The 20956-nt window shown below is 59.3% G+C and carries 20 protein-coding genes and 1 pseudogene; 12 read left to right on the top strand and 9 right to left on the bottom strand.

Going from position 1 to position 20956, the window contains the following annotated elements; genetic code table 11:
• The 3 genes and pseudogenes from GSQ94_RS13090 to pdxT form a co-directional block, all read right to left on the bottom strand.
• Nucleotides 1-348, bottom strand: a pseudogene (locus GSQ94_RS13090) (hypothetical protein); the annotation flags it as partial.
• A 33-nt stretch (nt 349-381) separates the two neighbouring features.
• The gene (locus GSQ94_RS13085) at nt 382-591 is read right to left on the bottom strand and encodes a hypothetical protein (RefSeq protein WP_158944328.1); all 210 of its coding nucleotides are present in this window, start codon (nt 589-591) and stop codon (nt 382-384) included.
• A 45-nt stretch (nt 592-636) separates the two neighbouring features.
• Nucleotides 637-1254: a pyridoxal 5'-phosphate synthase glutaminase subunit PdxT gene (gene pdxT, locus GSQ94_RS13080; protein WP_158944327.1), complete on the bottom strand. Its 618-nt coding sequence runs from the start codon at nt 1252-1254 to the stop codon at nt 637-639.
• A 374-nt stretch (nt 1255-1628) separates the two neighbouring features.
• Between pdxT and GSQ94_RS13075 the strand changes: the two genes are divergently transcribed.
• Nucleotides 1629-1934: a hypothetical protein gene (locus GSQ94_RS13075; protein ID WP_158944326.1), complete on the top strand. Its 306-nt coding sequence runs from the start codon at nt 1629-1631 to the stop codon at nt 1932-1934.
• On the opposite strand, the gene GSQ94_RS13070 is transcribed toward GSQ94_RS13075, so the two are convergent.
• Entirely contained in the window at nt 1931-2629 is a 699-nt protein-coding gene (locus GSQ94_RS13070) for a lipid-binding SYLF domain-containing protein (RefSeq protein WP_158944325.1), read from the bottom strand. The two genes, GSQ94_RS13075 and GSQ94_RS13070, sit on opposite strands and share 4 nt — an antisense overlap.
• 310 nt (nt 2630-2939) lie before the next feature.
• Here GSQ94_RS13070 and GSQ94_RS13065 point away from each other — a divergent pair, with 310 nt between their 5' ends.
• From GSQ94_RS13065 to GSQ94_RS13055, 3 genes are all read left to right on the top strand, one after another.
• Nucleotides 2940-4067: a twin-arginine translocation signal domain-containing protein gene (locus tag GSQ94_RS13065; protein WP_158944324.1), complete on the top strand. Its 1128-nt coding sequence runs from the start codon at nt 2940-2942 to the stop codon at nt 4065-4067.
• Between the two features lie 217 nt (nt 4068-4284).
• On the top strand, nt 4285-4647 hold the full coding sequence (locus GSQ94_RS13060) for a hypothetical protein (protein ID WP_158944323.1): 363 nt from the start codon (nt 4285-4287) through the stop codon (nt 4645-4647).
• Nucleotides 4648-4781: 134 nt separating this feature from the next.
• Entirely contained in the window at nt 4782-5831 is a 1050-nt protein-coding gene (locus GSQ94_RS13055) for a ComEC/Rec2 family competence protein (RefSeq protein WP_254063855.1), read from the top strand.
• Between the two features lie 46 nt (nt 5832-5877).
• On the opposite strand, the gene pdxS is transcribed toward GSQ94_RS13055, so the two are convergent.
• Nucleotides 5878-6837 (bottom strand): pyridoxal 5'-phosphate synthase lyase subunit PdxS, encoded by a 960-nt coding sequence (pdxS, locus tag GSQ94_RS13050; RefSeq protein ID WP_158944322.1) that lies wholly within the window; start codon nt 6835-6837, stop codon nt 5878-5880.
• Nucleotides 6838-7143: 306 nt separating this feature from the next.
• On the opposite strand from pdxS, the gene GSQ94_RS13045 reads away from it, so the two are divergent.
• A complete protein-coding gene (locus GSQ94_RS13045) occupies nt 7144-7863 on the top strand; it encodes a glycosyltransferase (protein WP_158944321.1) in 720 nt (239 codons plus the stop codon).
• Nucleotides 7864-7974: 111 nt separating this feature from the next.
• On the opposite strand, the gene GSQ94_RS13040 is transcribed toward GSQ94_RS13045, so the two are convergent.
• The 3 genes from GSQ94_RS13040 to GSQ94_RS13030 form a co-directional block, all read right to left on the bottom strand.
• Nucleotides 7975-8511, bottom strand: coding sequence for a PaaI family thioesterase (locus tag GSQ94_RS13040; protein ID WP_158944320.1), 537 nt, complete (start codon nt 8509-8511; stop codon nt 7975-7977).
• Between the two features lie 111 nt (nt 8512-8622).
• Nucleotides 8623-9012, bottom strand: a complete 390-nt coding sequence (locus GSQ94_RS13035) for a VOC family protein (protein ID WP_158944319.1) — start codon at nt 9010-9012, stop codon at nt 8623-8625.
• 43 nt (nt 9013-9055) lie between these two features.
• Nucleotides 9056-11620 carry a RecQ family ATP-dependent DNA helicase gene (locus GSQ94_RS13030; RefSeq protein ID WP_158944318.1) on the bottom strand — a complete coding sequence of 855 codons (2565 nt, stop codon included), beginning with the start codon at nt 11618-11620 and terminating at the stop codon, nt 9056-9058.
• Between the two features lie 183 nt (nt 11621-11803).
• Here GSQ94_RS13030 and GSQ94_RS13025 point away from each other — a divergent pair, with 183 nt between their 5' ends.
• From GSQ94_RS13025 to GSQ94_RS12995, 7 genes are all read left to right on the top strand, one after another.
• Complete coding sequence (locus tag GSQ94_RS13025) at nt 11804-12253, top strand: rhodanese-like domain-containing protein (RefSeq protein WP_158944317.1); 450 nt, start codon at nt 11804-11806, stop codon at nt 12251-12253.
• Nucleotides 12254-12331: 78 nt separating this feature from the next.
• The gene (locus GSQ94_RS13020) at nt 12332-13909 is read left to right on the top strand and encodes a S10 family peptidase (RefSeq protein WP_254063854.1); all 1578 of its coding nucleotides are present in this window, start codon (nt 12332-12334) and stop codon (nt 13907-13909) included.
• 134 nt (nt 13910-14043) lie between these two features.
• Nucleotides 14044-14271, top strand: a complete 228-nt coding sequence (locus GSQ94_RS13015) for a hypothetical protein (protein ID WP_020713518.1) — start codon at nt 14044-14046, stop codon at nt 14269-14271.
• A gap of 148 nt (nt 14272-14419) precedes the next feature.
• The gene (ribB, locus tag GSQ94_RS13010) at nt 14420-15565 is read left to right on the top strand and encodes a 3,4-dihydroxy-2-butanone-4-phosphate synthase (RefSeq protein WP_158944316.1); all 1146 of its coding nucleotides are present in this window, start codon (nt 14420-14422) and stop codon (nt 15563-15565) included.
• 343 nt (nt 15566-15908) lie between these two features.
• Nucleotides 15909-16724, top strand: a complete 816-nt coding sequence (locus GSQ94_RS13005) for a GAF domain-containing protein (RefSeq protein ID WP_158944315.1) — start codon at nt 15909-15911, stop codon at nt 16722-16724.
• Between the two features lie 176 nt (nt 16725-16900).
• On the top strand, nt 16901-17629 hold the full coding sequence (locus GSQ94_RS13000; protein ID WP_158944314.1) for a DUF4440 domain-containing protein: 729 nt from the start codon (nt 16901-16903) through the stop codon (nt 17627-17629).
• Between the two features lie 564 nt (nt 17630-18193).
• Complete coding sequence (locus GSQ94_RS12995) at nt 18194-19285, top strand: heme-binding protein (RefSeq protein ID WP_158944313.1); 1092 nt, start codon at nt 18194-18196, stop codon at nt 19283-19285.
• A gap of 123 nt (nt 19286-19408) precedes the next feature.
• On the opposite strand, the gene GSQ94_RS21440 is transcribed toward GSQ94_RS12995, so the two are convergent.
• Nucleotides 19409-20956, bottom strand: a 1548-nt coding sequence (locus GSQ94_RS21440; protein ID WP_254063853.1) for a choice-of-anchor D domain-containing protein, incomplete at its 5' end; no start/stop codon positions are given.

The raw sequence follows: 20956 nt of genomic DNA, 5'->3' as shown, positions 1-20956 counted from the left end.
GATCTGGAGGGCGGTGGGGGAGGCACCGGTGTAGCGGGTGGCAGCCCAGAGGCGTTCGGCCCGGAGGGTGAGGGTCGCGAAGAGGAGGGCCAGGAGTGCCAGCGGGAGGTACTCGATGGTCCAGAGGCGGGGTGGTTCGGAGCGGCGTTGGGCGACGAGGCCGACGAGGAGGATCAGGTGGGCGAGCGCCAGGAGGGCGAGGGCGATCCAGAGGTTGAGCAGGAGGTGCCGGTCGAGCGCGACGCCGTGGGCGCTGGCGTTAGCGGGCAGAGACCAGAGGCCATGGGTTGCGGCGCGATCTGGCGTGAGGCTGGTAAGACTTGCGCCAAGGAGACGAGAGCAGATCACCTATGCAGGATATCTCGTCTGCGAGCGGTGGCCTTAGCCAGGCCTGCCTTTGAAGAAGGCATAGAGCAGAAGGAAGAGGACGGCTGCGGCGATTCCGACGATCAAGGGGACGAAGATATCAGTAAAGAACTCTCTGCCCAGACTCGGGGTGCCGCTCTGTCTCCTGTTGCCGGTGAAGAGCAGGAATGGGGCTTCGGAGGTCCCTTCTTTGATGACACTGGTGGTGGCCGGATGAGAGCTCATACCGAAATGCTAGCGAGGAAGGCGTAAAGAGGGCGTAAAAACGCTTCATGAGCGGGTACGAACGATCTCGAGGAAGAGCTGGTGGACGCGAGGGTCATGGCCTAGCTCAGGGTGGAAGGTGGCAGCGAGAAGATGCCCCTGACGGACCAGGACGGGGAAGTCTTCGCGAGAGGCCAGGATTTCGACTCCCGGGCCGGTGCGGGTGATGCGGGGGGCGCGGATGAAGACCATCTCGAGCGGATCGCCGGGGAGCTGGGTGGGCGCGGTGAGGATGGCGGAGTCGATCTGGCGGCCGTAGGCGTTGCGTTCGATGGTGATATCGAGGGCGCTGAGGGAGGTCTGAGCCGGGTGCTCTACGTCTTTGGCGAGGAGGATAGCTCCGGCGCAGGTTCCGAAGGTGGGAACCGTCTGAACGAAGGTGGTGAGGGAGTCCAGGAAGCCATTTCGCTCCAAGAATTTGAGCATCGTGGTGGATTCGCCGCCGGGGATGATGAGACCGTCGATACTTGGGGTGCCGTGGGAGGTGAAGAGTTCGTCCGGGGTGCGGATGAGGCGGGAGGTGACGCCGAGTGCTGCAAGGGTGCTGGCGTGGGCTTCATAGGCTCCCTGAAGGGCGAGGATGCCTATGGTGGAGTTCGCGTTTTTTACTGGATGCTGCTGCATATATCCCCCCCCTCCCCCCTACTCGGGTATTTTGGGCGTAAGTCTTTTGTTTGGCTTGGGTTGCAGGAGTGTGGTGTCTGCAAAATATTCCAATGAAAGGACTTAGCCGCAAAATATTAGAAACAAATCACTTAGCTGGCAGTTGAGTGATTTGTCTCTTTTTTAATGCCTGGTTTAAGTATAGAGGTTTTTAGGGGGATTTACGCCAGGTGTAACCCTTGCTTTTTCAGGGGATTAGAGTGTTGGTGGGTTGACAGGATTGGCTTGCGGGTAAAACCGTGGTCCGCTTCGGTCGAGATGACGGTGTTTTGAATTGGGGGAAGGGAAAGGCAACGACAACTGCAACTGCAACGACAGAAGCAGATCCCTACGGGATGACAACCAAAAGAACAGACAACAACCAAAAGAACAGACAACAACCAAAAGAGCAGACAACAACCAAAAGAACCGGCCAACAACCAAAAGAACCGGCAACGACAGAAGAACAGGCAACGACAGAAGAACAGGCAACGACAGAAGAACAGGCAACGACAGAAGAACAGGCAACGACAAAGGTAGATGACGGTAAAAGATCGGATTGCAGCAAAGAGCGAGCCAGGCCGGTGTGGTCTGACTCGCTTGGGAGGACTGTGATTCGTGATATGACTTTTGTTGCTTCGACTTTTAGATATGTTGCTTAGTGAGCGCCGCTGGCGTGGAACATTTGGTTCACGGTGCGGATGAAGTGAGCTGAGGAGGGCTTTGGCGCTACGTCACCACCGAGGATCTTGTCGAAGGAGATGTCAGAGCCGTAGTACTGCCTGGTGTCGTCGGTATTCTGATGGACGACATCGCCCGTAAGGTCGACGCCAGCGAAGAGACCTTTGCTGCGGGAGTAGGTGAGAAAGCCAGCGTTGGCTGCGTCGGTGGTGGAGGCCTGGGAGTTTCGGCCCACGGGGCCAGCGGCTACGCCGATGTCTCCGCCGAGTTTGACCTTGTCATGCAGGAGCCGGTCAAAGGCGTCGTGGGTGGTGCCGATGAGGACGAGATCTGTCGACTGTCCGCCAGCCTGAAAGCCGAAGCTGGCTCCGGTGAGTTGAATGAAGGCGGGCGCGCTCCAACCATGGCCGGTGCGGCAGGTGACCAGGCCCTGACCGTATTGGCCGCCTACAATGAACGCACCCTTTTTGAAGCCGGGAATGACGGCGACGCAGGTTGCCTTAGCGGCGATGTCGTCGGGGATGCCTTTGTCTGGCGTGGCCATGAGTTCATGGAGGACGAGGTGGGCTGATTCGATGCGCTCATCCAGCTTCTGCATGTCTGTGGCGGATGCGGCGATGGTCATAGACACGGTAAGAGCCGCAGTGGCGCAGAGTGTCTGAACAAAATTTCTCATGATTAATCTTTCTCCCTTTGGCTCTAAAGATCAGCGACATAAGTTCGATGCCTGCGTGATGGGCTTAGTTGTGTCACGTACTTGTCACTGAACAGGCGCACAAAAGCGGATTAAACAAATGGATATCTAAAGGTCGACGGTGAATAAATTTGACTGAAATTTCATATCTTCAGGCAACCCCGAGGGAGTGACAAAAAGAAGACAATAAGAGGACAAAGAGTCTACAGGCAGGTGACACAAGGAGTAGTTGAAGGAGGCTAATGTGTCATTCGAGCGGCCAGAAACAGGCCGGGCTCAAGGAGACAGTCGCATGAAAAGGCAGAGCATTTCACAGTCAGGGTCACTCAACCGCCGGTCGTTTATGCGGGGCGGTCTGGTGACAGGTGGCGCGGCAGTAATGGGCGCGGGATTATTGGGTCACACACAGCAGGCGCGGGCGCAGGATTACAGGGGCGGTGGGCGAATCGATCGCGGCGATGTGGCTATTCTGCGATTTCTTGCGGCGGCGGAGCTGATTGAAGCGGACTTGTGGACGCAGTATGCGGAGCTGGGCGGTTTGACCCCAGGACAGAAGCCGGTGGAAGACACTCCGAACTTTACCCCGATGAACACCTATCAGAACGCCCTGATGAACCTGGATGGAGACGGCCCGCAGTACATCACCAGTAACACGCTGGATGAGGTGAGTCACGCTGAGTTTCTGAATGCGTATCTCGAGTCCAAAGGGGCTGAGCCGGTGAACCTTGACCAGTTTCGAACGCTGCAGGGAAGCAAGGCCAAAGGTGCGGCAAACATCGGTCGCCTGACGAACCTGATGCACCTGAACGTGGACACGAGCTGGTTTACGCGCTATCGCAGCACGACGAATCCCGACCAGGGCGCGACGTTTCCGCAGGTGGTGACGATCAACAATCGGAGTGCGATTCCGGTGACGAATGCGGACTTCAACAATCCGAACCATATCCAGGTGATTGCTAATATTGCGGCCTTTCACTTTGGAGCGATCGAGGCGGGCGGATCGAGCTTGTATGCGAGCTTGTCGCAGAAGGTTTCGAGTGCCGAGGTGCTGGAGATTACGCTGGGCATCGGTGGCGATGAGATCGCGCACTTTCTGGAGTGGGTCGACTTTGCGGGCAATGGCTGCCAGCCAACGGTCGCTCCTGTGAGCGATGAGGGGCTGACGTTCCCGAACCTGTTTGCGACTCCGGGTACGCCGGAGTTTCAACCGAACCTGATCTTCCCGGTTCCGGCGGAGTTCATCAGCCCGAACCTGCCGAAGTGCGCGACGATCCGTCCGCTGACGAATCAGTTTGCGGGGCCGAAGGCTGCTGTGGCTTCTTTGACCGGCTCGGGGCTGTTCACGGGACAGAGCAACGGGTTCCTGGCTACGTTGCAGATTCTGGCCGATGAAGCGGAGGCTGCAAACCGCTCGTTCTAGCGCATGATTCGATCCTGTCGCTTCGGCTAGCTTTGCCGGAGCGATGGGGTCGGCGACTTTTATCCGGTTTTGTCCGGGTCTGGGCTCCGGCTGCGCGAAGAGTGACGACCTCTTCGCGCAGCACGGAGCTTTTTTTGCGGGCGGTTTTGAATAGAGCGCTCGGGAGTACATCGTTCGGGGGATTCAGTCGCGGCTGGATAACGTTTAGAACGAAGTGGTGAGAGTTTCCCGGGCCAGGTTTTTGTTGAGCGCAGTTGCTTTGCTGATCAGCTTTTCTGCTGAGGCGTCGGTGGTGACATTGAACCGCCCGGACGCGTTGGCTGCGAAGACGATCGTTTCGCCGGCGTCTGTGGGTGATGCGGCGGCGATGCAGGAGAGCCTGCGGCGCGATGTGGCGGAGCATCCTGAAGAGTTCGTCGTCTTTGCGACTGAGGCGGGAGCGAATCAGTTTGCAGGGGAGCACCGGAGCGCTGTCGAGATGGAGACGAGCGGCAAGATCATCTCGCGCGGGGTGGTGGGGTACTGGCAGGGAAAGATGATTGTGGTTTTGCCCTGGAATACGGTGAGAAATCTGAAGTAGTCGGATGATCTCGTGGCCGATGGCTGGACGCGATAGAGGCTTCGATTGCATTTGTGGGAGACAAGGAACAACATAGCCTCTGCGGGAGTTAAATTTTCACCACTTTAAAAAGTGGTGGGGGTAGAGTGCAGAGGATGATGAGATTTCTAGGTGGGGTTTTGGCGCGTGTCGCACTTGCGGTTGCGGTGTCCTGGGCGCTGGCGAGCTGCTGTTATGGTGCGACGAAGGGTTCTCTGCAGATTTACTTTGTCGATGTAGAGGGTGGGCAGGCGACGTTGTTTGTTACTCCGTCGAAGCACTCCCTGTTGGTTGATACGGGCTGGCCTGGGTTTGACGGACGCGACGCGGACAGGATTGTCGCTGCGGCGAAGGATGCGGGGATTTCGCGGATCGACTATGTTCTGCTGACGCACTATCACGTGGACCACACGGGTGGCGTGCCGCAGCTGGCGGCGAGGATTCCGATTGGGACGTTCATCGACCATGGGCCTAACCGTGAGAGCAACGCTGAGACGGTGAAGGCCTATGATGCCTACCAGAAGGTGCTGGCAGATGGACACTTCGAACATATTGTCGCGAAGGCAGGAGATGTGCTGCCGATTCCTGATCTGAAGGTGACTGTAGTGAGCGCGGACGGCGAGTTGCTGAAGGAGCCGCGTGCAGGAGCAGGGAAGGCGAACTCATTTTGTGCCGCTTCGGAGAAGCGTCCTGCGGATGAGACGGAGAATGCGCGTTCGCTGGGCGTGATGCTTGGGTTTGGGAGATTAAAGATTCTGGATCTGGGGGATTTGACCTGGGATAAGGAGATGGAGCTGATGTGCCCGGTGAGTCGTGTGGAGCATGTCGACCTGTTGGTGGTGTCGCATCATGGATGGTCGCAGAGCAGCAGCCCGGCTTTGGTGGATGCGATCAGTCCGCGGGTTGCGATTATGGATAACGGTGCGACGAAGGGTGGGTCGCCGCCGGTGTGGCAGGTTATCGAGAAGGCTCCGGGGCTTGAGGATCTATGGCAGCTGCACTACTCCGAGGAGGGAGGCGTGGCAAACAATGTTGCGGAGGGAAAGATTGCCAATCTTCATGGACCGGATGCGGGCCACTCTCTGAAGGTGACAGCTCATGAGGATGGCGGGTTTGAGGTTTACAACTCGCGCAGTGGAGTGTCGAAGTCTTATCCGTCGAAGTAGGTTCGGTGGGATAGGGGCTTCGACAGTCCACGTTGGAGATCGGGAGTTACCAGCCGCGGGTCTGCATAAGGTCACGCTCTTCGATGGCGGCTGCGGCAAGACCCTTCATGGAACCGATCACGGCTTCGCTGGCTTCGGCGACGATCTTGGGATCATTGAAGTGGGTGGTGGCGATGACGATGGCCTTGGCGCGAGAGACGGCCTCGGCACGCTCTTTCGGATCGTTCTCGACGTCAAGTGGGGTGGCGCGCTCCTTCATGAAGATGCCGGAGCCTACGAAGACTGTTTCGGCGCCTAGCTGCATCATGAGGGCTGCATCGGCGGGGGTGGCGATGCCGCCTGCGGAGAAGTTAGGGACGGGGAGCTTGCCAGCCTTGGCGACCATGCGGACGAGCTCGTAGGGTGCGCCGTGGACCTTGGCGGCGTTGTAGAGCTCTTCGTCGCCGAGGACGGTGAGGGCTTTGATCTCGCGGACGATCTGGCGCATGTGCTGGACGGCGTGGACGACGTCGCCGGTGCCGGGTTCGCCCTTGGTGCGGATCATGGCTGCGCCTTCGGAGATACGGCGGAGGGCTTCGCCAAGGTTGCGTGCGCCGCAGACGAAAGGCGTGGTGAAGGCATGCTTGTCGATGTGGAAGACCTCATCGGCGGGGGTGAGGACTTCGGATTCGTCGATGAAGTCGACGCCGAGGTGCTGGAGGACCTGGGCTTCAGCGAAGTGGCCGATGCGGGCCTTGGCCATGACGGGGATGGAGACGGCGCCGATGATCTGCTTGATGAGTTTGGGACTGGCCATGCGGGCGACGCCGCCTTCGGCGCGGATCATGGCGGGGACGCGCTCGAGGGCCATGACGGAGATGGCACCGGCCTCTTCGGCGATGCGGGCCTGCTCGACGTTCATGACGTCCATGATGACGCCGCCTTTGAGCATCTCGGCGAGGCCGAGTTTGAGGCGGAGGGACGAGGTGCCGAAGCTGCCGTTGCCGTTGTGGGTGTGATCTGCCATGGGGTTCTCCTTCGTTCGCATATTGCTGGTGCGCGGGCGGAGGCGCGCTGAGTTACTTATGTCCGCAAGACTTTTAAGTTTAGCAGGTCACTTCGTGGACGCGCGTACCCCCTTCGGTTGGCGCTCCCGTTGGTCGCAATGCGGATCTTCGCGCCAACCGACGGAGACTATGGCGAAGCCGTTGGCGAGTTTGGGGCAGAGGCTATGGTTTTGGCTGAAAATTCAAATGAGGTTTATCTGCGGGACAGCCTGGATGGGTCAAGCTGCGCTTACGGAGCGGTGTGTAGGCACTGCTGGAGGGCCTGGATGGATGCTGAGCTGACGATTGTGATTCCTGCGAAGAACGAGGGGGAGATGCTGCCACGGCTGTTGGAGTCTCTATGCAGTCAGGACTACAACGGGATGGCGAGGACGCGGGTGCTGGTGGCGGATGCGGGGTCGACCGATGGGACGGTGGAGGCGGCCTTGGGATTTTGCGACCGTCTGCGGGTGGAGGTGGTGCCGGGTGGTCTGCCTTCCGTGGGGAGGAATGCGGGGGCGAAGCTGGCGAAGACCAAGTATGTGCTGTTTCTGGATGCGGATGTGGAGCTGCCGGAGCCTACGCTGCTGCGGCGGGCAGTGTGGCGAATGGAGCGGCGTGGGCTGCACCTGGCTACGACGAATATCACTTGCCGCGAAGGTAGCCTGTTTGACGATGTGCTTTATGCCGGAAACAACCTGATGCAGCGGGTGGGTTCGTTTACCAAGCCGTTTGCTACGGGAATGTTCATGCTGTTCGACCGAGAGGTTTTCTGGGAGCTGGGCGGGTTCAACGAGCGGGCTCTGTTTGCGGAGGACTATCTGCTGTCGAAGGGCGTGGCGCGGATTCGGTTTCGGATTGTGCGCGGGCGCGTACTGACGACGAACCGACGGTTCCAGAAGCTGGGACACTGGCGGATGGTGTGGATGTTCTTCAAGACGATGATGCATACGTGGGATGAAGAGTATTTTCTGGAGGATCAGGGATACTGGGGTGAGGCTGGGTAGACGACTCGTCCTGCCGGACGGGCCCACTGCGCGTGGGGCGGTCACTTCGTGACTTGTGTACCCCTTCGGTGGGCGCTTCCTTCGGTCGCGATGAGGATGTTTGACGAGACTCTAATCTTCGGGTGCGGTAAAGCCTGCCGCTGCCAGTAGCTTTGGGTCGATGACGATGAAGAGGCCTTTGCTGCGGGCTAATACTGTGCCTTCGGGGGTTCGAATCTCGGCCTGGTGAAAGATCTTGCGATCAAGGGTACCGTCGGCCCTGGTGGGGCGGTTGAGGTGACGGCCGATGAGGACGAGTGGTTTGTAGAGCGGCGCGGGGCGGAGATAGTCGATCTCCATATGACGGGTCATGGCGATGACGTTGAGGGGACGGTTGAGCTTGCTCATGGCTTCGTCGAGGAGCGTGGCAACGATGCCTCCGTGGATGTGGCCGGGCGGGCCTTCGTGCATACGGTCGAGCTGGAAGTGACAGGTGGTGGTGATGGCTTCGGGGTTTGAGGTGTCGGTGGTGAAGGTGAGATGAAGGCCCTGCGGGTTGGCGGGGCCGCAGCCGAAGCAGTGGTTGGCGCGCTCGTCGATGGTGGGGTTGCCGTCCATCGAAGCGGGGGTGTGGCGGGCGGTGTCGGGTGTGGGTTGGTTCTGGCTCATGGGTCGGCTTGTGCTTCGGAAGTTAGCACATTGAGGCGTGGAATGAATAGCTATTCATTTTCGGGTGAGATTCTGTGTTCGCTAGGGATGAGATCTTCTATGCACTCGTAACTATTTAGCGCGCTGTCTGGGAGTGGGTTCGCCGACGAAGACGAGGCAGTCGTTTGGGTCGGAGATATGAAACTCTGTCATGCCGTATTCGCGGTCGAAGAGGTCTCGGATGCGGTAGTGGTCTTTGAGGGTTTTTACATGCTCCCAGAGCGGGTGGATGTTGGAGACCTCGAGATAGATCTCGGTGTGGCCGCGAACGCATTGCATGACCACGTCGGAGGCTGCCTTCTGGAAGTGGATGGTCTGGCCGTCGCGTTCAACGATGGAGTATCCAGGGGATTGCATGGTGAGCGTGAAGCCCAGGACCTCTTGGTAGAACGCGAGAGTCTCTTCCATGTCGGCGACGGCGAGCATGGGGCTGATACGTTTTGCTGTGGTTGCAGATGACATTTGCGCCTCCGTGCGGCTGGCTTTGCGACTGAAGACAGGGTCTTCAGGTGGTGCAGGCCTGGATGATCCCGGGGCCGAACTTTTCTATCTTATCGAGGCCGAGACCATGGATGGATTTTAGTTGAGTCAGATTCTGCGGGTGGGCGAGGACGATGTTGCGGAGGGTGGTGGAGGCGAGGACGAAGAAGAGCGGGAGGCCGAGGCGCTCGGACTCGGCCTTGCGCCAGTCGCGGAGGCGTTCGTCCAAGGCTTGTTGTTCGGTCGTGAGGGATGTGGTGGGTTCGGTGGTGAGGGTGCGTTGGCGGGTGAAGGTTTCTGCGGGGGTGGTGATTGCGGCAGCGGCAGAAAAATACGGGGGTCTCTCCACTCCGCTGCGCTCCGGTCGAGATGACGATCTTCTTTCGTGGGTGGGAGGGTGGTTTTCAATGCGCTCCGGTAGAGGTGACGACCTCCTTTCGCTGGTTTGAGGTTGGGACTCACCGTGTCCAGATGCGACGGTGCGCGGGTTGGAGGAGTCAAGGATTCCGCTTTGGGCTCCGGCTTCAGCGCGACAGAGGGCGATGAGGTTTGCTCCGTAGCGGTCGGATTTTTCCTGGCCTATGCCAGAGACGGTAAGGAGTTGGGAGATGGTTTGAGGGGCTGCGAGGACGAGGTTGTGAAGGACGCTGTCGCTGAAGACGATGAAGGCGGGTTTGCCGGTCTTGGCTGCTTCGGCCTTGCGCCATTCGCGGAGGTTGGCCTCGAGGGCTTTCTGCGCGGGAGTGTAGGCGGCGGTAGTTTGGTCGCGCTCGGCTTTGAGGGAGGTCTTCGATGACTTCGCGGTGGCTCCGGATTTCTTTCGCGATGCGGAAGAGGTGGCTGCGGCGATATCTTTGAGCAGGAGATCGGGTGGGAGTGGGCCGGAGAGGGTGCGGCCTTCGTGGGTGAGCGCAGCCTTTTTGTAACTGATTAGGTTACCTTCCGGATTGGTCCATTGATCGGCGTTGAGAGTGATGAGGCCGGAGCGGGTGAGAGCGTCGAGCAGGGAGTCGAAGACTTTGCGGTCGGCGGCGGGGGTGTTACGAAGGGGGCCAGTGGATAGCTCGGTGTGGAGTTTTCCAGTGGGGCGGCTTTGGCCATCGAGTGCGCGGAGGATGGCGCGGAGCTGGCGGTCCTCTTCTGTGGTGGGAGTGCGGAAGGTTTGGGCGGTGGCGCTTAGTGGGGAGCAGAAGTCGCAGTGGCCGCAGGGACGAAGGCCGTCGGCGGTGTCGCCGAAGTGTTGGATGAGGGCGGCCATGCGGCACTGGGCGGATTCGGCGAACTGGACCATGCGGTCGATCTGGCCGCGGCGGAAGGCGATCTGCTCGTCGTAGCCTTTGCGCCATGCGGCTTTGCGGGGTGCGTCTTTATCACTATTGGGGGCGGTGCGGACGTTACCGGCCATGTCGATGTTGGCTGCGCCCTGGGCGATGAGTTTTTCGACAGCTTTGTCGAAGGTCTCGGCGTCCATGCGCAGACGCTGGCGAAGGAGGTCGGGCATCTGGTAGTCGGAGGTGAGGACGGCGGCGACGCTGGTGAGATCGGTGATGGCGGGGTAGTCACGCTCGAGGAAGAAGTCGTGCATCTTGCGATCGGCGAAGGAGTGGAGGAGAACGGTGCGGGAGGGTTGGCCGTCGCGCCCGGCACGGCCGATCTCCTGGTAGTACTGCTCGACGGAGCCGGGGAGCGCGGTGTGGACGACGGTGCGGACGTCGGCTTTGTCGATGCCCATGCCGAAGGCGATGGTGGCGACGACGACTTCGAGGTTGCCAGAGAGAAAGTGGCGCTGGACGCGCTCGCGTGTGGCGGGGTCGAGGCCTGCGTGGTAGGCGGCGGCAGATCCGCCGAGTGTAGAGGCGAGTTCTTCGGCGGCTTTGCGCGAGGGCGCGTAGACGATGGCGGGGCGATTGGATTTTTGTTTGAGGAGAGCGGCTGTGAACTCGTTGCGACGGGGCTTGGAGAGCTCGACGACTTCGATAGCGAGGTTGTGACGGCGAAAGCCGTGGATAAAGAGCTGAGGCTGGCTGAGTTTGAGCTGAGTGACGATGTCTTTTTGGACGGTGGGTGTAGCAGTGGCGGTGAGCGCGATGACGGGCGCTGGGCGCAGGGCAGGAAGGAAGTCGCCGAGGGTGCGGTAGTCGGGGCGAAAGTCGTGGCCCCAGGCAGAGATGCAGTGGGCCTCATCGATGGCGATGAGAGAAGGCTTCTTCTTCGCGAGCATCTCTGGGAAGTTGGGGACGCGCATGCGTTCGGGTGCGATGAAGAGGAACTGGAGGGTACCGTCGAGGTAGTCGCGACAGGCCTGGCGGGCTTCTTCGCGGGAGAGGCCGGAGTGGATGCGAGCGACGCGGAGGCCGGCGGCGGTGAGCTTGGTGGCCTGGTCGTCCATGAGGGCGATGAGCGGGCTGATGACGAGTGCGGTGCCGCCGCGGGCGATGGCGGGGAGCTGGTAGCAGAGGGACTTTCCTGCGCCGGTGGGCATGACAAGCAGGACGTCGCGTCCGTCGGTGGCGGCGCGGCAGACGGCTTCCTGGTTGGCACGAAACTGGGCGAAGCCGAAGGTCTGGTGGAGGAGGGTTTCGAGATTCATGCGGCTTATTTCGAGTTTCGCATAATCTTCGCGTGACAGTGAAGGCAAGTTGATGGCGGAGAGTAGCTGGCTTGATACGCTTGAGGGAATGATCCTGTTGCAGCGAATGGAGTTGAAATATTCGCGCATCTTTAGCCGTGACTGGAAGATCAGATGATACTGAGATGAGTTCTAGGAGGCAGTATGTATCTGGTTGTCATCTGCGTGGTTGGATTTTGCGTTCTGTTGTTCGGGTTTCTGCGGATGCGGCAGTTGCGGAGGCGGCGCGAGGTGGAGGAGCACAGCATAGAGGCGGAGGCTTTGCATGCTTTGCTGGAAGGCGATTCAGACATTTTGCTGTTCGATGTGCGACAGCCGTTGGATTTGCTGGCACACTCGGAGATTATTCCTGGGGCAAGGAGATTGTCTCCGAAGGAGATCGTCGAGCAGGCTTCGCTGATCCCCAAGGAAAAAGAGTCCATCATTTATTGCACATGCGTGAGCCAGAGCACGAGCCGAATGATTCTGGAACGGGCGCTGGCGCTGAACTTTACCAAGATCAAATTCTTGAAGGGCGGCCTGGAAGCCTGGGTGGAGAAGGGATATCCCGTGGAGCGATATACCACTCCTTTTCACCTGGATACCGCTCCATAGCCGGGGGCGGCAGACTTTCGAGCAGGCTGCCAAGAAGGTATGATGGTCGCGTTCCTAAAAAACGATCAGGAGAGCGACTTGATTCGAGCTGGCGTTGTGAAGGTTTCGGTGGTATCTCGGATACTACGGATTGCCGCGGTGGTGGCAGTTACAGGGGTGGTGGCGCCGGGGTTCTCGCAGGCACCAGACAGCAAGCCGCAGACTGAGGCGAAGAAGGAAGAGGCAACCCTTCCGATTCCTGCCGAGACGAGCTCGGTGACCAAGCATGAGTGGGCCGCGGGTGGGCGGATGGTTCACTACACGGCGACCGCGGGAAATCTTCTGATACGGGATGAGCAGGATAAGGCGAACGGAAGCATCTTCTACGTGGCTTATACGGAGGATGGGGTCGAGGCGAAGAGCCGGCCGGTGACGTTCTTTTATAACGGAGGGCCGGGCGCGGCGACGATCTGGCTGCATATGGGATCGTTTGGGCCGGTGCGGGTGGTGACACAGAGCCCGGATGCGACAGGGCCTGCTCCGTTTGAATGGGTGCAGAATCAATACAGCCTGCTGGATAAGAGCGACCTGGTGTTTATCGATGCGCCGCTGACGGGGTATTCGCGTGCGGTGGGCAAGGGTACGATCAAGGACTTCGCGGGGACAGATCAGGACATCAAAGCGTTCGACAAGTTTATTGTGCGGTACCTTACGGCGAATCAGCGGTGGAACTCGCCGAAGTTTCTGTTTGGCGAGTCGTATGGAACGACGCGGTCGGCGGGTCTGGTGAGCGCGCTACAAAATGATGGCGTCGAGTTCAATGGCGTGACGCTTCTGTCTTCGATTTTGAACTACAACCGACGCAACCCCGGGCTGGACTACGAGGCGATCGGGTACATGCCTTCGTACGCGGCGATCGCGTATCACTACCACAAGGTAAAGACGACTGTGAGCCTGGCGGAGTGGGTGGAGCAGGCGAGGGTGTTTGCGCGAGGGCCGTATGCAGAGGCGCTGCAGCAGGGCGATAAGCTGCCTGCGGCTGAGTTCGACGCGATGGCTGCGAAGGTAGCGGCGGTGACCGGGTTGAGCGTGGAGTATGTGAAGGAGGCGAAGCTGCATATCTCGGCGACGCGGTTTCGCAAGGAGCTGCTGCGCGGGGATGAGCGGACTCTGGGCCGGTACGATGCGCGGTTCATGGGGTGGGACCCTGATTCGGCGGGAGAGAATCCCGGGTATGACCCGTCGGATACGGGGATCAGCGGGGTGTATGTCGGGGCGTTTCATGACTACATCCAGCGCGAGCTGAAGTATATGAGCCAGGAGACCTATTACACTTCAGGGCCTGGGCTGAACGAGGGCTGGGACTTCAAGCACAAGGCTCCGGGATTTGGCCGGGGCGGGGAACAGACGGCGCCGGATGTTGCGGTGGATCTGGCGGATGCGATCCGGAAGAATCCCAAGCTGCGAGTGTTCTCTGCGAATGGATACTTTGATCTGGCTACGCCATTCTTTTCAACGGAGTACGACCTGAACCACATGGATCTGCCGCAAAGCCTGGTTAATAATGTGCAGTTTGGTTACTATCCGGCGGGTCATATGGTCTATCTGAATGTGGATGCGTTGAAGGAGATGAAGGCGGATATGGTGAAGTTTTATGCGTTGGCTCAACAGCGTTAGAGAGCGGGGACGTGTAAAGACCGCGTCACGCATTGCTTTTACCGCATAAATGCCTTAGAATGAAGGTTGCGTTTATTTCCGAGTGCGTAGAGCGAAGTGCGGAAATCAAATTTTGAAGAGGTACTGATAAAGATATGGCAAAGCGTCGTGGAAATCCCAACTGGGGCAAGCCTGAGCCGATCGGGCCTGTTGTCCCAACGGTAACATCGTTCGAGCAGGTTGTGAAGGAGTTCAAGCTTACGCCCGACCAGTACATTCGTTCGACCAGACTGCGGGAGTGGGCTCGTCGTAACAAGAACTCAAAGTACATTCCTGAGGCGCTGCTTGAGGCGTGGGGATTCGAGATCGAGTCCACGCTGTAGCTCTAAGCGCCACTGCTGTAAGCGTTTGGTTTGCATTTTGTAATTCGCTTGTAAAAAGAGAGCGCTGCCCACTGTGGGTGGCGCTTCTTTTTTGCGACGGACGTAAGATGGGATGCGTCGAAAGAGATGCAATTGGAGAGGGTAGACAATGTTTGCTGACGTGACAGAGGCAGTAGCAGAGATCAAGGCAGGGCGCATGGTTGTCGTTGTCGATGACGAGGACCGAGAGAACGAGGGCGACCTGACGCTGGCCGCGGAGTTTGTCACGCCGGAGGCGATCAACTTCATGGCGAAGTTTGGCCGTGGACTGATCTGCCTGACGCTGACGGAAGAGCGGGCGGACTATCTGCGGCTGGGGCCGATGACGCAGGAGAATACTTCGCGGTTCGGCACGGCGTTTACAGAGAGCATCGAGGCGCGGGAGGGTGTGACAACGGGTATCTCTGCCGCGGACCGGGCGCATACGATCCAGGTGGCGATCGATCCGCGTTCGACGGCTCATGATCTGGCGCGGCCGGGGCATGTGTTTCCGCTGCGTGCGCGCAAGGGTGGCGTGCTAGTGAGGGCGGGGCAGACGGAGGCTTCGGTTGATCTTGCGAGGATGGCCGGGCTGGTGACGGCTGGAGTGATCTGCGAGATTATGAACGACGATGGGACAATGGCGCGGGTGCCGGACCTGGTGAAGTTCTGCGCGGAGCATGGGTTGTTGATGGTGACGGTGGCGGATCTGATTCGCTACCGGTTGCAGCATGAGCGGTATATCCATCGCGTGGCGGAGACGGTGATGCCTACGGCGCATGGCGAGTTTCGGATGATCGCTTATGAGAGCGAGGTGGAGGGTGGCGAGTCGCATATTGCGCTGGTGTACGGGGATGTAAGTGGCGATGAGCCGGTGACGGTGCGAGTGCATACGCATTGTTTGGCGGGAGATGTTTTTTCGACGCCGCTGTGCGATTGCAAGTCGGTGGTGGAGCAGTCGCTGAAGATGATTGCGGAGGCGGGTAAGGGAGCGCTGGTGTATCTGCACAATGGCAGCGCTGGTTTTGGCGTGGATAAGGGCGTGACACCGGCGCGAATTGTGCTGCATCGGGAGCAGCGAACGCGGGAGGGTGGCGATGATCGGGCGCACAGGACGCTGCGACAGGTGGGGCTGGGCGGGCAGATTCTGTCGGACCTGGGGATTCACAAGATCCGGCTGCTGACCAATACGCCTACGCATGTTCCGGCGCTGCAGGGGTTTGGGATTGAGATTGTGGAGCAGGTTCCGGTTTCGATTGGGGTAGTTCGGCGGTAGGTTTTTAGAAAAAAATAGCATGGTGATGATGCGGGAGAGCCGCGTCTTTTGGCGGCTTTTTGAGGGGTGTTTTGGGAAAGTGGGTGTTTTGGACGTGGTGTTTCGATGGTATGAGTGTGGTGGGGCGCGTGGCTGAGATGGTGGTTTAGCAACGTAACTTTCGAGTTACGAAAGTACGCCAGATTTGAAGAAAACAGGTGGCTTTTTTTCAACCCAGAGACTACTATCTGGCGTACCTCGAGCCGGTATGATGAAGGCATCGCTTCTATTCAGGAGTTCTGTGGGTGTTCTGTCGAATGATCGACAGACGTTAGGGTTCGCAGGATAGGGATAAGGGCCCTTAATGAGTATGGCGACTTCGATTGCAGTAGATACCGGGCTAGAGGTTATAGATCTCCATGAAGACGCTTCGTTTGCTGCGCGGCGGCTGCATGTGCGCGATGTTGCGATGCAGGTGGAGGGGATGGGCCGGTTGGCGCGTGCTTTCGTGGAGAGTCCCGAGACGATTCTGCAGGAGCTGGTGAATGCGGCGGTGGAGCTGTGCGGGGCTGACAGCGCGGGCATCAGCATAGAGCGGGAAGAGAAGAGCGATACGGACTATTACGAGTGGGTTGCGACGGCGGGGCAGTATGAGAACTTTCTGCATGCGACGCTGCCGCGTTCTCCAAGCGCATGCGGTATGTGCCTGGAGCGGGGACGTCCGCAGCTCTTTCGCGTGACGCAGAGGTTCTTCGATCTGATGGGGATCGAGGCGCCGGTAGTGACCGATGGGATTTTGCTGCCGTGGGAGGTGGGAGAGACGCGGGGCACGATCTGGATCATGGCGCATGGACGGGAGGAGGCGTTCGACGGGGACGACCTGCGCATGATGCAGGTGCTGGCGAACTTTGCAGCGATGGGTGTGAGACAGCAGAGCCAGCAGAGACTGTTGATGGAGCAGACAAAGGTAGCGGCGGCGGCGGCGATGGCGAATGAGCTCGCGCACAGGATTAACAATCCGCTGCAAGGCATTACGAATATTGTGTATCTTGCGGCCGCAGGTGCGGTGGGCGGGGATGCGAAGGCGCTGGCTGAGGAGCTTGGTGAGCCGATTCAGCGGCTGTCCGCGCTGGCGGCGAAGTTGCTGGCGCTGCCTACTGCGGCTAATCGACAGAAGTAATTGGCGCACAACTAAAGACTTTGAGTGTGCCTGCTCGATACGAAGGGTCTCGTCGTGTCGCGGTGCCTTCGATTGGAATCATGTAGCCGGGAACCTTGCGCTTTGGATAGCGTACCTATGGCTACGGCGCCGGACTGGCTCCGTATCAGGCCTTCGTTTGTATTCGGGAGGATGACGTGAATAGAAGTCTCATCACTGGGTTGATTTCGGTGTTGACGGCGTGTCCGGCGGCGCGTGGCGTGGATGCGCCAAAGATTACGGAGGCGGAGCTGGTGCGGCGGACGCAACAGCTCTACGATGCGGTTGCGCCGGGCAATCAGGCGCCGTGGAAGTTGTACTTCGCTGACGATGCGATCCTTTTTGATGAGAAGGGCAGGTCGATGGACAAGCCTGCCTTGATGGAAGATCTGCAGCCGTTGCCTGCCGGCTACAGCGGCACAATTAGGGTGATGAATGCGAAGTCGCGGTTTGCGGGCGACACGGCCGTTCTCAGTTACGACTGCGACGAGGTGGAGACGGTGTTTGGGCGGGAGCTGCATGCTCGATATCACACGACGGATACGTGGGTGTACAGGGGGCAAACGTGGCAGATCATTGCGAGCCAGACGTTTCGGTACTACGAAGACCCGGCTGCAGGGAAGGTTTCTGAAGCGAAGTTGAAGGACTATGTCGGCTCGTACGAGCTGGCTCCTGGGCATACCATGACGGTTACAAATCAAGGGAACGAGTTGTATGGTCAGCGCAGCTCCGGGAAGCCTTATCGACTGCTGCCAGAGTCTCCCGATATGTTTTTCCGTGCGGGCGTGGAAGGGCGAACCTTGTTTCATCGTGACGATGCCGGTCACGTGGATATGGTGATCGATCGACGAAACAATGAGGACCTGCTTTGGAAGAAGGTTCGGTAGCGGACGGCAGAGTGACTATGCGTAGGCTGTCTAAGATTCGTGGCTCTGAATCTTTCGCCAGTTCGTAACGAATGGTGGGTGGAAGACACTATTACGATGTGACTCGTTCGGTCGGTTGATTCGACCGGATCTCTCCAACATCCTTCGGATGATGGTCACACTCGGCCCTGACAACTCATGAAGTTTGACCACGGATGCTCGCGGACTGCGCGGGTCTGCATCAACAGATCCATGCGAATAAAGGAACTTCGTCCGACGACAGGAACAAGTGTCGCGAAGGAGAGGGTATGCCTTTCGAGGGAGAGTCTTACGTCCGAATAAGGCGCGACGATGATGCGCAGGTGAAGGATTCCGAGAGCCTGTGTGGACGCAGATGCTGTTCGTGCGACTCCGCCTGCACGATGGCTTCGCTGGACCGGCGAAATGACGCGAGTGGGTTGACCCCTATTCTTTTGATCCCTGCTGAACCCGTTGGGACGAGTGCGCGGCAACGCTGCCGATGATGCTTCCTGTGACCGAAGACAAGCAGAACCCTTCCGTTTGGAAGAGAAGAGAGGAAAGACGATGGCAGATCAGATCACTACTCCTGGTGGGGCAGCGGCTCCTAAAGCAATCCCTTCGATACGCATCAGCCCGGATCGCAAAGGCGTCGGCGATAAACTTGGATTTATCTCGGAGCTGTCGGGAACCTGGGAGGGCACAGGATTCAACCTCATTGCTCGACCCGACAAGCAAGGCGGCTCTCCTCTGTTTCTTGAACTCAACCAGACGTTTGAGACGCTGAGCTTTATTCCTATCTCGTCTTCGATCCCGAATCGCGGAAATGCGGTGAACGATATCGAGCTGTTTGGCCTGACGTATCTGCAGAAGGTTTCGGATTCGACGACCAAGGGCGCATTGCATATCGAGCCGGGGATATGGATTCACATTCCCTCGCAGGATGTTGGCGGCACGCAGAGTGTGGCGCGGATGGGAACGATTCCGCATGGTAATTCGCTGCTGGCGCAGGGGTCGGCGATCAAGCTGGATCCTTTCACTGGGAACCCGTTTGATCCTGACAAGATCAGTGCTGCGGGCACCGCTCCTTTTCCGCTTGGTGGCGCGATGCATGCGCCGGGTACGCTATCTGCGTTTCCTCCGTATGACCTGTCGAACCTGACGCCTGCTGCGGTGAACTTCAGGACGCCTGCCGGGGATTCGCCGGCTACTCCGCTGCCGGATACGATCCTGGGGGTTCCGATGCAGGATGTGATTCTGGATCCGACGAAGCTGCTGACGGCGGCGCTGTCGGACCAGGTGATCGACAAGATGGTGGTGATTAACGTCGCGAGTGTTGCGAGTCAGCTGCAGGAGCAGCCTGATCCGGGCGGCACGACGCCGATACCGACGAAGGATATTCTTGCGGGGTTGAATACGGGCGGCGGGGTGGAGAATATTCCGTTCCTGCAGACGAACGCCGATGCGGCTACGGTGTTCGCTACGTTCTGGATTGAGTGGATCAAGGGGCCGACACCTGACGCAGGCTTCCTGCAGTTGCAGTATGTTCAGACGGTGTTTTTGAACTTCCCTGTGCTCAAGCCTGGCGTGGCTCCAGTCATGCTGAGCTGGCCGCATGTGTCGGTGGCGACACTGAGAAAGACCTTCGGCGGACAGTAACGCACGGTGCGCTGACTGACTAACGTTGCCCGCGGCGGATGCACAACCATGCACCGCCGCGTGGTCTTGAGCAGGTTGTGAGCGGACGAATGTTCCGTGCTTGCAGCCTGTTTGTTTTTTGAGTTAGTGGGCGGTGACGATGAGGTTGAGGGTGACGGTCTGGGTGAGCGGGACGCCGGTGGTGGCGGTGGCCGTGACTTGGTATTGGTAGGTACCGGGTGGGGTGAAGCGGAGGTTCGGGTCGGTGCCGCCGCTACCGCAGCCGGAGATCCAGAGGGCAGGCAGGGTTAGGATGGCCGCGAATGCAAGCAGGCGGATGGGGTGGTATTTTTGCGCGGTGCGGGACTTCGGTTTCTTTGGTCTCCAGAAGAAGAATGAGAGTGGGATGAGGCAGAGGATCGTTTTGCTGGTTGTGTTGCGTCTGTTGGCTGCGGTGGTTGGAGGGATGTACTCGACTACAGTGTTGAGGTTGGCGACGGAGTTTTGCGCGACGCCGTTGAGGGTGATGCTGGAGGGGAGCAGCGAGCAGGTGGCGTAGGGTCCGGGGGTGATGGGGGTGCAGTTGAGGATGACGGTGCCGGTGTAGTTGGAGAGCGGAGTGAGCTGGAGGGTGTAGTCGGCGGCCTGCTCGCTGGGGATGGTGAGGGTGGCGGAGGAGGCTCCGTTGACGGTGAGGGTGAAGGAGCTGGCGTCTACTCCGGTGCCGGTGAGGGGGACGTTGAGGATGTGCAGGCCGGTGCTGGGGTCGGTTGAGGTGAGGGTGCCGTTGCGTGGGCCCAAGGCGGTGGGGGCGAAGGTGACGGTGAGCTGGCAGCTTGCACCGGGGGCGAGCGTGGGGGAGGCGCAGGGGAGGGTGATGTTGTAGTCGCCAGTGATAGCAAGGTTGAGGTTGGTGATGGGGGTGGTGCCGGTGTTGGTGAGAGTGAGGGTCTGGACGGCGGAGGCTCCGAGGGCGATGGTGCCGAAGTTGAGGGCGGATGGGTTGGTTTGAAGGTGGAACTGAACGCCGGTGCCGGTGACGGGGTATTCGATGGGCAGGGTCGAGGCGGAGGAGCGGATCGAAAGCAGTCCGCCGATGGTCGCCGCGGTGGTAGGGGTGAAGGTGACCTGTTCGGTGCAGTTGGTGGCGGGGGCGAGGGTGTTGCCTTCGGTGGGGCAGTCGCCGGTGACAGTGTAAGGGCCGACGGCGGAGATTGTCTGGATGGCGATGGGGGCGGTGGTGATGTTGGTGATTTGGACGGGAAGGGTGGCGGAGCTGCCGACCTGGACGTTGCCGAAGTTGAGGGTGAAGGGAGAGAGGCTGAGCGGCGAGGGGTTGGCGACGCCGAGGAGGCTGACGAACTCGAGCGCGGTGCTGGAGTCGGAGGTGATCTCGATGGCGGAGATGCGGTTGGTGGTGGTGTTGGCAGCGACGGGCTGAGGCGAGAACGCGACGATGAGAGTGCAGCTGGCTGAGGGGACGAGCGTGGCACAGGCGGATTGAACGGTGAAGTCCTGAACGAACGGCGGGGGATGGATGTGGAGGGTGGTTGTGCCGGTGTTGGAGAGGGTGATGGTTTGGGTTTCGGTGATGTCGCCTACCTGGGTGGGGGCGAAGGTGAGGGAGCTTTGTGAGAGGGCGTAGGAGACCAGAGGGGCAGTGTTGCTGGGTGAGGTGACGGAGATGGGAGC

The organism is Granulicella sp. S190 (genome assembly GCF_009766095.1).
Classification (GTDB): domain Bacteria; phylum Acidobacteriota; class Terriglobia; order Terriglobales; family Acidobacteriaceae; genus Edaphobacter.
Note: the sequence above shows the minus strand (reverse complement) of the source record. Positions and strands in the feature narration are given on the sequence as shown.